Raw genomic sequence first — 12,175 nt, forward strand, 5'->3', positions numbered from 1 at the left:
AATTGGAGACCTATTGATAAACGGTGGTATGCCGACGAACCGGCCGGAACCGGGTATCGGTCAACATTTCTTCTTCGTCGTCGAGTGCGTCGTCCTCTGCCGGAGCAGCGCCCAAAGGCTTCAGCCAACCGATATGGCCGAGCGTTGCGGAGCTGGTGCTGTCCATGCGGACGGAAGAGGCGCATCTTTTCGGAAGCGCAAGTTCGATCTCGTACTCGATCTCCAGTCCGAGATAAAAATCGATGAGATCGAAAAGCTGTTCGGTCCAGGGATTGGGCCGTGTCCGCGTTGGCGGCAGAAACTTGCGGTATTCGTCGAGCGAACTTGTGAAGATCCGGATCCGGACCTTGTCGCTGACGCTGTAGACCTTGGAGCCGACGATCGTGTCCATGCCCAGCTGTCCGCCGCCACCGGGCCCCAGACCGCCGATACTGAGCTGGTCATCGGGGTCAAGGTGCAGCCACGTGCCGACGCACTGGTCAATCTCGACGTCAACGCCGAAAACGCCGGTGATCAGGGCTTTCAATCGTGCGGCGCTCTTGACCTTCGTGGAGGTGAGGCCCGCGAACAGCAGTTTGATCCGGTCGTCGATCCCGTCCAAATCCTGGTAGACTGGGCTGCCGATACCAATGCTCGACCCGAGGTAGGACAGGAACCGGTCATCGTCCGGACGGTCGTGCTGCACAATCGGGCGGGCATCGGCCCAGGCCCGGAAAAACAGCTGAACGAAACGGTTGTTGAAGACATCCAGGAATCTCGGGAAACTGTCGTCACCCCGCAGTCCGCGCACGATGGCTTCGTCGGTATATGCCGAAGGCAGTGCTCCGTGCGGTCCGAGAAAGCCCAGAAACTTTTCAAGCAGAACAAGGCCATCATCCGCATCGCGGGTGGCGCGTTCAATCGTCGATGTCGCGAATTCGCCGGTCGGATCCTGACCAAACCGGACGATGTCTTCCATTGTCCGCCGGCTCTTGCCGATGCGGGGAGGGGCCGGTTCGTCGAGCTTCTTCGGTCCCATGCCGGACTGCGCGCCGCCCGGTCCCGTCTGCCCCTCCAACATGCGCAGCACCGCCAGGAGATCGTGTCCACCCGGGTGTTTCTGCACACGGTCGCTGAGTGCGGACAGCAAGGACGCGAATTGCTGTTGCACCGGAACTTCTATCCTGGCTTCCTCGACAGGTTCCGGGTCTTCTTCTTCCGGGGCCGTTTGCTGCTCTGCCTCCGCAACAAGTTCTTCCGTCTTGTTTTCTTCCGCCTGTTCGATGTCGCCTCCCGGAGAAGAAGGTATCTCGATCGCGTCGGACTGGATCGCCTCTTCCATGAACGGCGCGGTGTCCGGTTCGGTTTGGAGCGCTTCTTGCGGAAGCTCGGCGACGTCGCCGCTTTCATGCAAAGGCGTATCCTCAGGCTCTGAAGGGCTGTCCGGCCAGACGGAAGGGGCAGCTGCCACCTGCACGATCGTCTTGTCGGCAGCCGGCTTCTTGCCCTTCGGAACGACTTTCGTCTTCTGGTCGTTGTCGTCAGCGTCGCTCATAGGATCCCTTGTGCTCCGATCCTGGGAGGCCATTTCATGATAACGCCGCGTTCCGTGGTGGCGATCACGCACTGGGTGAAATGGTTGATGGACGCATATTCGGCAATGAAGCGATCAAGCACGGCCCCCATGAGAAACGCACTGGCTCCTTCGAATGCCTTGTCGTCAAGCGTGATCGTGACTTCCAGTCCCCGCGCCACGCCGGTTCCGGACTTTTGCTGCAGGCGCCGCACGACCGGCCGCGTCGATACGGATCGAACCGACTGGGCCTGGCGATCCGCGGCATTGTCGGCGAGCGGTGCGAACAGGCTGAGGATATCCCTGAAGGACCGGCCGTCCTGCCCGGCGGCATCATGCACAAGGCCGGTATGGTTGAGCGCCAGCACGTTGATCAGCCGCCACGCAATCGCCCCGGCATGGCCTTCTTCGCCGAGCCGTTCGTTGTAGGAAATGAGAGGCGGGCGCGGCTGCGTCGGACCCGCGACGCAGTCGACCTTCAGGCTGACGTCTTCCAGGATGCGGAAGTCACCGATAGAAGACTTCTCGGGGTTGCTGCCGACGGGAAGTTCCGCTGCAAGCGCCCGGTTGGAAGCCATCACCTTCAGCGATAGTTCTGCCAGGCGTTTGTTTCCGCTTTCCAGCAGCGCGGCAGCCTGCGCACCGCTCGAAATCATGATGAAGGTTTCCGTTCCGATATAGGAACTCGGCTGCATTCTTCTCAGCTCGCTGGAGGACTGACGGCGGGGCATGCGCCGGATCGTGTAGAACCATTCGTGACCGGCTTTTTCCGTGTCGGGCGCAACGCTGTAGAGCGGTTCCACGGATCGCTTTTCACCGCCGGAGAAATGGGCATTCACCTCTGTAACGGCGTGGACTTCATAGTCGAGGGGGCGGGTCCGGTCGGTGATGACGGCAAATTCGTGCTGTCCCTTCTTGATCGGAACCCGGTCGGTTGCGCGTTCGAACAGGTTGACCGCCGGTGCGGTGTGGAGCGCGAAGATCTTGTCCTCGACATGGGAGGGCAGGCGCGAATCCGCCTCATCGAACACGAACACGACCTCGAACGACTTCGCGTTCACACGGTCAAGATACTTCCGCAGTCCCGTCAGGCGAAATCCCAGGAAACTGCGCGGAAAGTTGAAGTAGTCCCTCAAATGGTCGAAGCCGACGAAAAGTCTTCTGTCGTTGCGCAGCAGCGCGTCGTTCTCGTCAAAACCGAGCTGGGTGACCGCATCCACCGGAAAGCGCTGCAGCGTCGCCTGACCGAACGCGTCTTCGGTTCTGAGGTAAACCGCGATCGTATGACCGAAAATCTGCTCGTAGACCTTCGCGGCGAGATCGAGCGGGCCGACAAGCTGTATCGGCAACTCATCTATGCGGCATCCGGCAACCTGGTATTCCGGCTTCTTCAGCGCTTCTTCTTCAGAGACTTCAAGCTCCGGATCTTCCGCCATCCGGTGGGTCAGCTTGATCGCCAGCCCCGCGCGCACGCGCCGGTCCTCGGCCATCGCGGCCCCGAGGCCGGATACCTGGGCAGCGGAACTCAGATAACGTGCGCCAGTCAACTGGAGAGGGGTAAGCACGATCGGAGCGGCCAGCGTGAACCGGCACCTGACTTCTCCCTGACGTTCCCGGAAGACCGCTTCCATGGGGGCGTGCCGGTCAACCTTGATCCCGGCCCTGAGGTTGGCGTCGCCGTATTTGGGAGTGACGCGGGCCAGCACCATGGAGGGGATGGGGGCAAGGGCAGACGGATAGAGCTGTTCGAACAGGTTGGAGGTGAACTCGGCAAACTCGTGTTTCATCTTCAGCTGAACACGGGCGGCAAGGAACGCGGTGCCTTCAAGCAATCCGGACAGCATCGGGTCGGACCGGTCTTCCAGAAGCCCGCCCAGTCGCTCGGCCACTGCCGGGTAGGATTCGGCAAAAGCAGCGCCCTGCTCACGCAGATAGGTGAGTTCCTGATTGTAGAGGTCCAGAAATTCGCGGTTCATGCAGTCGCCCCGATGATCTTGATGCGTCCGAATGCCGGGTCGACATCCGCAATGAATTCACTTCCGATGCGAACAGGGTCACACCGTATCTCGGCCTTGATCAGAAACCGTACCTTGAACGTGTCGCTCTCGATGCTGTCGTCCCGGATGACCTGCAGCGTGCGCGGGTCCATGCGCGGTTCGAAACGAATGAGGGCCTCTCGGATGTCGTCCGCCAGCCGGTCGATCTTGATGGTGTCGACGACATGAACGGATAGGTCGGGAAGGCCGTAGTTCAGGATTGAACTCTCGACTTCGGGAAAATCGGATAGATCCTGTGTGGAATTGAGATTGACGGTATTCAGTAAGGACTGAAGATCTCGGCGGACCTCTGAAAGAAGCGTATGCTCCGTGATGCCGTAGCTTCTGGAAAGTCGCCGTCCCGACTTCAGGTTCCTGCCCTTGCCCTCTTCTTGCTGGCGTTCCTGTGCAGCCCTGTACTCCGGGTCGTCCATAGCGCGGAAGGCCCACATCAGAGGCGCGTGAATCTTCACAGTTGATTTTGCCATCGGCAATGCCCGGGAGGTAGCTGCTGTCAAGGGATTCCGGGAGGCGGAAAACGCGATGCGCCTTCATTTGTAGATCTTCGCCCCAAAAAAGAACGGCTGCCACCTGCTTGGGCGGCAGCCGTTTCGGCAAATGCCTTACTTCTTTTCGTTCGCTGCGATATCCCAGGCGAACTCCGGCGTTGCACCCTTGGAGCCGTCCGGCTTCTGTTCGGTGTACATCACCTTGTATTCACCGAAGTTGATCGAGCAGTTGTAGGTGACCCGGTCTTCTGCTCCGCTGCCGCCGGTGGTGAGGCTCGAGATGATAAGATCTTTCATTTCGATCTTCAGGTACTCGAGCGGGTTGTCACCAGCTGCCTTGCGGCAACACAGCGTGGCCTTACCGATGTGTTTACCGGTCGAAAGGTGGTTCAGGAGGGCCGTGAATTCCTTGCCGATATACATCACCAGGTTCATATCCTGAAAGTGTGCCTTACCGCCACCGGAACCGGAACCCATGTGGGTTGTGCCGGACTGGGACGCGCCCCACGACCAGGACAAGATGTCGATCTCGTTCTTGTGGGTCTTGTCCTGAGATTCACCTTCGATACCATCAATTTTAATAAAACAATCAGACTGAGCCATTTTATATAGTCCTCTTTATGTTCAGGCCGGTCATTTCATCCGGCGCTGGGTTTCCAATACTTGCATCTAACTCAGACCTTCTGGCCCGAACCCCTGAGAGCTTACGCGCTCGTTTAGACCTCCACCCGGTTGTCCCGGGTTGCACCTTTTCGGATGCAGGCCATTCGGACGGGTTGGCGCCCGAATGGCAGTCTTGTCGATCAGTTTCCGTCTTGCGGAATGCGAGAGGCAAGGCTCATACCGATATCCATGCCTTCAAGCTGATAGTGCGGACGCAGGAAGAACTGGGCTCTGTAGTAGCCGGGGTTTTCCTCGTCCGGAATGATGGTCACCTTTGCCTCGCGGAGCGGCTTGCGCGCCTTGGTTTCCTCTGTCGAATTGTTCGGATCACCATCGACGTAGTCCATGATCCAGTCATTCAGCCAGCGCTGCAGTTGCGGCGCTTCCTTGGTCGAACCGATCTTGTTGCGCACCATAACCTTCAGGTAATGGGCGAAACGTGTGGTCGCGAACATGTAAGGCAGCCGCGCCGACAGGTTGTCCGAAGCCGTTGCGTCCTTTCCGTCCGGACCGGAGAACTGACGGGGCTTGAAGACCGACTGCGCACCAAGGAAGGCTGCCTGGTCGGTGTTCTTGCGGTGGATCAGCGGGATCAGGCCGAGTCGCGAAATTTCATGTTCGCGGCGATCGGAGATCGCGATTTCAGCCGGACACTTCTGGTCCACGCCGCCGTCGTCGGTTTCGAAGACGTGGGTCGGCAGGTCTTCGACAAGGCCGCCGCTTTCCACGCCGCGGATGCGAACCGTCCAGCCGTACTCTTTGTAGGCACGGTTGATGTTGGTCGCCATCGCGTAGGCCGAGTTCATCCATGCATAGTTGTCGTGGCTGTCCTCACCGAATTCTTCCTCGAAGGCGAATTCTTCGACCGGGTCGGACTTCGCGCCATAGGGCTGACGAGCCAGCACGCGCGGCAGGGACAGACCGAGGTAGCGGGCGTCTTCGGATTCGCGAAGCGTGCGCCACTGGGCATGAATTTCCGTGTCGAACACCTTGGACAGGTCGCGCTTGGTCGGAAGTTCCGTCCAGCTTTCCATCTGCATGAGCTGCGGATCGGCTGCCGCCAGGAACGGAGCGTGCGCTGCCGAGGCAATTTTCGCCATGCCGCGCAACACGGTGATGTCCTGCGGCTCATAACCGAATTCATAGTCACCGACCAGGCATCCGTAAGGCTGACCACCGAGCTGACCGAATTCAGCTTCGTAGATCTGCTTGAACAACGGGCTCTGATCCCACTTGGCACCGCGATAGCTCTTGAACACCCCGGCGAGTTCCCGCTTGGAAATATTCAGGAACTGCAGTTTCAGCGACGCGTCGGTCTCCGAGTTGTGGACCAGGTAATCGATGCCGCGCCATGCGCTTTCCAGTTTCTGGAACGAAGGCGCATGAATGATCTCGTTGACCTGCGACGTCAGCTTCTCGTCGAGTTTCGCAATCATCTCGTCGATCGTGTCGTAGACGTCGTCCTTGATGAGTGCCTGGTCGGACAGGGCCTCCGCAAGGAACGTCGACATCGCGTTGTCGACAAGTTCGTTGGCGGTTTCGTTTTCGCTTTTGATGCGGAAGTTCTGCTTCAGGATGGAAGCGAATTCCTCAGGACTTTTTTCACCTGCAGCTTCCGCGGCAGCCGCGCCACTCGTTTGAGCGCTTGTGTCGGTGTTGCTCATTTATGCCTCCTCTTTGTCCCCGTCATCGGCACCGTCGCCCTTTGAAGCGGCGGTTTCGGCTTCCATCTTCTGAGCAAGGGCCTGCATCAGGGCCGGATCGCGGGTCAGTTCCTCAAGCTGGCTGATCGCCTGGACCCGCCCGTCCATCATGGTGCGCAGAGCGGCAAGGCTGTTGCGCGCATCAAGAAGCTTTTTGAGCGCCGGCACCTGTTCTGCAACTTTGCCCGGTGTGAAATCGTCCATGTTCTTGAACTTCAGCTGGACGCTCATCTTGGTGTTCTCTTCACCTGACAGCTTGTCCTCGACGGTGAAGGACGTTCCCGGCTCGATCGCTTCCATGCGCTTGGAGAAATTGTCCATGTCGATATCCAGGAACTTGCGCTCGTCGACATCGTCCTTTTCAACACCGGGGCTGTCGCCGGAAAGGTCAGCCATGATCCCCATAACGAACGGCAGCTCGACCTTCTGTTCCGCATCAAACGGATCTTCGTAGAAGATGTGCACCCTCGGAGGTCTGTTACGCTTGATAAAGCCTTGCCCGCTATTTGATGCCATTTTACTTGCCTTTCGTGTTTCTGACCTCAGAAATTAAATCGAATATCGTCGAATACCTGTAGAACGTAGAATCGGTAGCGACATTGCTTGCTGTTCATCGTGTCTGATGAACTTATATTTACTGCGGTTGCCGTAGAATTGAAGTGACGGCAGTCACATGTGTGTCGCTTTGAAAAATTTCCCCAAATATTGAGAACCCGTTGCGTCGTTGAGTCAAGGACAAGTGTGGGAACTCTAGGGAAATAAAGGATTTTTGCCGCAAGGTGACCATGTCCGCCTCACTCCTCTTCGGGGCGCAGAAACAGGTTCAGGAGACCGGTGAACGATCCTGAGCTCATGTTCTGGGCTTCTTCCAGCAGCATGGGAATCGGGCTGGTTGGCTCGTTTGCGGAATAGTAGCCCTTGACGGCGCCGATCCCGGTTATCGCGTCCGCGCGGTTTTCAATGACAAGCACCGAAAAGTCGTCGATGTCGCCGAGTTCCCGGTCCTCGCCTTCGTTGAGTTCGAGCAGCCGGTCATTGGAAAGCTGCAGTCCGCTCGCGCCGAGGAGCAGGGCGACTTCGTCGAATCTCCTGGGCATCAGGATCTTGAGCGCGTCAAGATAGGACTTGCCGACCAGTCCTCGTGCTTCACGCACCAGGAACAGGGCCGGGTGAGACGGCTCGCGCGCAGAGAAATAGTCCTCGACGGCATCGAGAATCAGTTTCGCCTGGGCGGCATTTCTGATTTCGAGGTTGGACGCCGTTCCAGCTCCGGCGCTGGACGCCTGGCCCGGTTCATCGCTGTCGGATGCGGTCGAATCGGCGTCTTCGGCCGACATGCGGCCGAGGCGGATATTCAGTTCCGTGTTGATATCGCTGAGGAGCGTCGCCAGGACATCGTAATCCGGCGCTGTCGCCTTGGCGTCAGCGGCCTTGAGTTTTTCGGCGCAGGTTTCCGAGATGGCACGAAGTTCACCGGGGAGCTCCGCCAGGTCCTTGAGAACCTGTTCGATGACATCCTGTTCGAGTTCACCGGATGTCAGGGCCGCTTCGATCGCGCCAAGCGAGATGGTGTGTTCGTCTTCGCGCGCCGTGACGTCCCCCGTCGCGATCTTTATGGCCCGGTAGCTGATGGGTCCGCTGCGGCGTGTTTTCAGAAGGGGGGCGGCTTCAAGCGGCAGAATGACCGTCGGACGGCTGTTCAGCGCTTCCAGAGCACCCATGCGCTCCATGAACCCGAAGTCCGCATCCATCGGGTGAACCTCGTCCCAGAGCGTTTCAAGCAGCTTACGCAAGATCCGGACGACATCGGCAAACTGTTGGAGCTGGCCGCTCAACAAAGAGAATTGCCCGAGCATCACCAGCAGCCGGATATCCCTGGACTGCTTGAGAAAGCCCTCCATCTGCTTGTAGATGTCGGAAAACTCGATTTCGGAACGATCAAAATCGGAGAACCGTTCCGGCAGCATCTCCTCGCAGGAGTCCATGAGTGCCGCGAAGGCGGGTTCCGTGTCGTAGAGGTCGGGTCCGCATCCGGCGCCGGGAGAGATTTCGACGCCATATTTCTCCGGATCGAAATTCATAGATCTGTGTGCCCCACTTCAAAAACCCTGCCGGAAAGACCCCGGCAGGGCAGCCGCCGCATCAGGCGTTATTCGAAAACCAGCTTGCTTTCGACACGTCTGTTCGCCGGATCGTTTACGTCCGCGACTTTCGGGCGCGTCTTTCCGTAACCGACCGTCTTCAGCCTGTTCCTGCCGACGCCGAGCGAAACCAGATATTCGGTCACGGCCTGGGCCCGGTCCTCGGAAAGGCGCTGGTTGTAGTTGAGCGAACCAATGCCGTCGGTGTGGCCTTCAATGACAAAGACCGCACTGGCAAGTTCCGGATCCGCAATGCCCTTCGCGAACTCTTTCAGATTCGCTCGCGCGGACGGGCTGAGGCGCGCCGATGCATATTCGAACGAAACGAGGAGATTGAAGCCGGCATCGATGGCCTTTGTTTCCGGATCAACGACGAGCGTGTCCGTGCTCGCGGTCTCGCTGTCGGCGTTTTCGGGCTTCACGGCCACCTGGCCGCCTTCTCCCTTGGCGGCGTTGGGATTGCATTCATCCCTTGTGCCGATGCAAAGCGCGCGTGTCGCACCGGTCGGTTTCAGCGACCGGGTCTTGAGCTGCTTGAAGTGTTTGCTGACTTCGTCGGCCGAATAGGTCGCGTCCTGGGCAAAGGCTGTCCCGGAAGCAAATCCCGTTGCGGCAACCGTCAGCGAAAGCAGTGTGGCGGCCAGCACGGAACGTGGTTTGAACGAAGCGGCTTTGACTTTCACATTGCACACGCCTGAGACGATTTGGCGATGGGTCACGATCTCAATCCTCCCTTTCGGAGCTTGCGCGAGCGAACTCGCAGTGGATGTTGAAATATATCGTGCCATAACCTGAAAATATTAATGTGGTGCAAGTCACTAAAGTACGTTTTGATGTCAGTATGTCGATTTGTGGGGAATAAGCAAGAGGAGGAAAGCGTGAGATATTCGTGAGATAGTTAACAGACTAATGTGATTTTTCTCGAGTCTTCTTGATTGCCGGGTTTAGTGCCAAACAACTCTTGGTAATTTTTGAATTCGGTGTTTAAATTTTTGCAATAACTGTGTTCCCTAGCACATCGGTTTCGTCAGATTCGTCATAAATAAAGGTCAAGATGCCTGTGACCGGCAGCCGTATTTAACCGCAGTTTTTTAAGGAGACTTCCGTGGCCACTGGACAACTCAGACAAACCGATCGGATGGCCGAGCTCAAGTCGGTGTTTGGCGATGATGTGCTCTCCTTGGTAACGCTAGAATGCGACGAGGGATTGAGCGACGAATTCGATATTCGCCTGGATGTCGTGAGCCAGGAGGAAGACCTGGATTTCGATCAGGCTCTTGCCACCCACATGACGGTAAAGGTCAAGACCAATAACGGTGATACCCGGTATTTCGACGGGCTTCTCACCAATGCCCAATGGCTCGGTCACAGGGACGGCTATTATCGCTACAAACTCACCCTGCGCCCCTGGTTCTGGCTTCTGACCAAGAATTCCAACTGCAGGATGTTCAAGGACAAGTCGGCGCCGGACATTATCGCGGAAGTCCTCGGAGAACATGACTTTGCCGATTTCCAGAACAAGCTCACGGAGAGCTACGATCCGATTCACTACTGCGTCCAGTACAGGGAATCGGACTATGATTTCTGCTGCCGCATCATGGAGGAATTCGGCATTTCCTATTGCTTCGAGCACAAGGACGGCAAGCACACGATGATTCTCGCCGATGCCAAGTCATCCTACAGCCCGATCGAAGGTGACCCGAACATTCCCTTCATCGATCTGGGGGGAGACAGTCAGCGCGACGTGGAACATCTCTACCACTGGGTCGGCGGCCGGGCATTCCGCACCGGTAAATTTGCCATCAACGACTATGATTTCGAAAAACCGAGTGCTTCGCTGGAAGCGGACAAGGATGCCGGGTCGTCGTACCGCGCCGGGGCGCTGGAAAAATACGACTACCCTGGACGCTACACGGAGAAAGACAAGGGCACGAAATACAGCGATATCCGTCTGCAGGCGGAGCAGGCCGGCGACAACCGTGTCGAGGCTGCTGGCGAAGTGCCGCGATTTTATGCCGGAGGGCTCTTCACGCTGAAGGATCACCCGCACCAGGCGCAGAACAAGGAATATCTCATCATCCGCGCGAGCCACCAGATCATCACCGAGAGTTATCGCTCGGGCGATGGGGTTTCTCAGGGTGAGGCCTATACGGGCACCTATGATGTCCTTTCATCCGACATTCCGTTCAGAACCCCGGCCAATACGCCGAAACCGAGCATTCCGGGGCCGCAGACGGCCAAGGTCGTCGGAGACGGCGAGATCGATGTCGACGAGTACGGCCAGATCATGGTCGAGTTTCACTGGGACCGGGACAAGACACAGTCGCGCCGCGTGCGCGTGGCCCAGGTCGTTTCCGGTAAGAACTGGGGTGGCATGTACATTCCCCGCGTGGGCCAGGAAGTCATCATCCAGTTCCTGGAAGGCGACCCGGACCAGCCGATCGTGATCGGAACGGTGTATAATGCCGACAACATGCCGCCTTATCCGCTGCCGGGCGAAAAGAACAAGTCAGGTATCAAGACCGATTCGACTGTCGGCGGCGGCGGGTACAACGAATTTGTGCTCGACGACTCCAAGGGCCAGGAAAAGATCGGCGTGCATGCCCAGAAAGACATGGAGACTGTGGTCGAGAACAATGACGATCTCCATGTCAAGAACGATCGCACGACCAAGATCGATGGCAACCGGACCGAGAAGGTCGGCGTCAATGTGACGGAAACCATAGGTCAGACCTGGAAAGTCAAGGCGGGAATGAAGATCGAGTTCAAGTGTGGCTCAAGCAAGATCGTCATGACCCCCATGGGCATAGAAATAAAAGCGTTGCAGGTTAAGATCCACGGCCAGATGCAACTGGATGCAAAAGGACTGTTCACGACTGTCGAGGGACAAGCCTTCAATACGATCAAGGGCGGTTTGGTGCTCATAAACTGACGAGACGCAGTGGTATTGAGCAGGATCGCAGACGGAGTGACGGAAATGGGATCTCGTATCCGGTTTACAAGCGCAAATCAGGTTTTTCAGACTTATCCGGATCTGCAAGAGGAACTGGAGCCGCCTGCGGGAGACATCTCTCCTCAGGACTTCACGCTGGAGATCCTGAAAGGGGAAGACCCCTATGCGGCAATCCTTTTTTTCGCTCATGTGCTGCCGAAACGGGAGGCCGTATGGTGGGGATTGCGCTGCGTGACGGGTCTTGATCAGAACAAGACAGCAGAAGATCTGAGTATGCTGGAGCTGGTCACGGCATGGGTGCAAGACGAGGACGAGGAGGCGCGCCTGTCTGTGCAGGCGGCGGTGGACGAGTTTAAGGGCGACGGTCCTTCGCTTTGGATTGGCCGTGCTGCAAGCCTGTCAGGCGGGTCCATCTCTCCAAATCCCGAATTTCGCGTAGACACGCTCCCGCATCTGACTGCAGTTTGCGCCAATGGCGCTGTGCAACTCGCTGTTGGAGCGCTCGGACCTGGCGTACGTGAGGAAGCGATTGCGGATTGTATCACCGCGGGAATTTCCTTTGCGGAAGGTGGGTCAATGCCTGTTGTTCTTGCAAAGCAGCAAGCGGCAGTCTGATGT

10 protein-coding genes are annotated in these 12,175 nt (G+C 57.6%); 2 read left to right on the plus strand and 8 right to left on the minus strand.

Going from position 1 to position 12,175, the window contains the following annotated elements:
• Nucleotides 1-10: 10 nt before the first annotated feature.
• The 8 genes from tssG to ACO07N_RS20610 form a co-directional block, all read right to left on the minus strand.
• A complete protein-coding gene (gene tssG / locus ACO07N_RS20575) occupies nt 11-1,534 on the minus strand; it encodes a type VI secretion system baseplate subunit TssG (protein ID WP_421982821.1) in 1,524 nt (507 codons plus the stop codon).
• The gene (gene tssF / locus ACO07N_RS20580; RefSeq protein WP_421982822.1) at nt 1,531-3,528 is read right to left on the minus strand and encodes a type VI secretion system baseplate subunit TssF; all 1,998 of its coding nucleotides are present in this window, start codon (nt 3,526-3,528) and stop codon (nt 1,531-1,533) included. Before tssF ends, tssG begins: the two co-directional genes overlap by 4 nt.
• On the minus strand, nt 3,525-4,076 hold the full coding sequence (gene tssE / locus ACO07N_RS20585) for a type VI secretion system baseplate subunit TssE (protein WP_421982823.1): 552 nt from the start codon (nt 4,074-4,076) through the stop codon (nt 3,525-3,527). Before tssE ends, tssF begins: the two co-directional genes overlap by 4 nt.
• A gap of 135 nt (nt 4,077-4,211) precedes the next feature.
• Nucleotides 4,212-4,700, minus strand: a complete 489-nt coding sequence (locus tag ACO07N_RS20590; RefSeq protein WP_421982824.1) for an Hcp family type VI secretion system effector — start codon at nt 4,698-4,700, stop codon at nt 4,212-4,214.
• A 200-nt stretch (nt 4,701-4,900) separates the two neighbouring features.
• Nucleotides 4,901-6,424, minus strand: coding sequence for a type VI secretion system contractile sheath large subunit (gene tssC, locus ACO07N_RS20595; RefSeq protein WP_421982825.1), 1,524 nt, complete (start codon nt 6,422-6,424; stop codon nt 4,901-4,903).
• A complete protein-coding gene (tssB, locus tag ACO07N_RS20600; protein ID WP_421982826.1) occupies nt 6,425-6,979 on the minus strand; it encodes a type VI secretion system contractile sheath small subunit in 555 nt (184 codons plus the stop codon). It lies immediately after the preceding gene.
• A 278-nt stretch (nt 6,980-7,257) separates the two neighbouring features.
• Entirely contained in the window at nt 7,258-8,544 is a 1,287-nt protein-coding gene (locus tag ACO07N_RS20605) for an ImpA family type VI secretion system protein (RefSeq protein ID WP_421982827.1), read from the minus strand.
• 68 nt (nt 8,545-8,612) lie between these two features.
• Nucleotides 8,613-9,323: an OmpA family protein gene (locus ACO07N_RS20610; protein WP_421982828.1), complete on the minus strand. Its 711-nt coding sequence runs from the start codon at nt 9,321-9,323 to the stop codon at nt 8,613-8,615.
• 386 nt (nt 9,324-9,709) lie between these two features.
• Here ACO07N_RS20610 and ACO07N_RS20615 point away from each other — a divergent pair, with 386 nt between their 5' ends.
• Complete coding sequence (locus tag ACO07N_RS20615; protein WP_421982829.1) at nt 9,710-11,536, plus strand: type VI secretion system Vgr family protein; 1,827 nt, start codon at nt 9,710-9,712, stop codon at nt 11,534-11,536.
• A gap of 45 nt (nt 11,537-11,581) precedes the next feature.
• On the plus strand, nt 11,582-12,172 hold the full coding sequence (locus ACO07N_RS20620; RefSeq protein ID WP_421982830.1) for a DUF6931 family protein: 591 nt from the start codon (nt 11,582-11,584) through the stop codon (nt 12,170-12,172).
• Nucleotides 12,173-12,175: the final 3 nt, after the last annotated feature.

Source organism: Roseibium sp. (assembly GCF_965229775.1).
Lineage (GTDB): Bacteria > Pseudomonadota > Alphaproteobacteria > Rhizobiales > Stappiaceae > Roseibium.

What these genes read in the sequence shown, in the direction of transcription:
- tssG (WP_421982821.1), bottom strand. Translation starts at nt 1,534, where the DNA reads ATGAGCGACGCTGACGACAACGACCAGAAGACGAAAGTCGTTCCGAAG.
- tssF (WP_421982822.1), bottom strand. Translation starts at nt 3,528, where the DNA reads ATGAACCGCGAATTTCTGGACCTCTACAATCAGGAACTCACCTATCTG.
- tssE (WP_421982823.1), bottom strand. Translation starts at nt 4,076, where the DNA reads ATGGCAAAATCAACTGTGAAGATTCACGCGCCTCTGATGTGGGCCTTC.
- ACO07N_RS20590 (WP_421982824.1), bottom strand. Translation starts at nt 4,700, where the DNA reads ATGGCTCAGTCTGATTGTTTTATTAAAATTGATGGTATCGAAGGTGAA.
- tssC (WP_421982825.1), bottom strand. Translation starts at nt 6,424, where the DNA reads ATGAGCAACACCGACACAAGCGCTCAAACGAGTGGCGCGGCTGCCGCG.
- tssB (WP_421982826.1), bottom strand. Translation starts at nt 6,979, where the DNA reads ATGGCATCAAATAGCGGGCAAGGCTTTATCAAGCGTAACAGACCTCCG.
- ACO07N_RS20605 (WP_421982827.1), bottom strand. Translation starts at nt 8,544, where the DNA reads ATGAATTTCGATCCGGAGAAATATGGCGTCGAAATCTCTCCCGGCGCC.
- ACO07N_RS20620 (WP_421982830.1), top strand. Translation starts at nt 11,582, where the DNA reads ATGGGATCTCGTATCCGGTTTACAAGCGCAAATCAGGTTTTTCAGACT.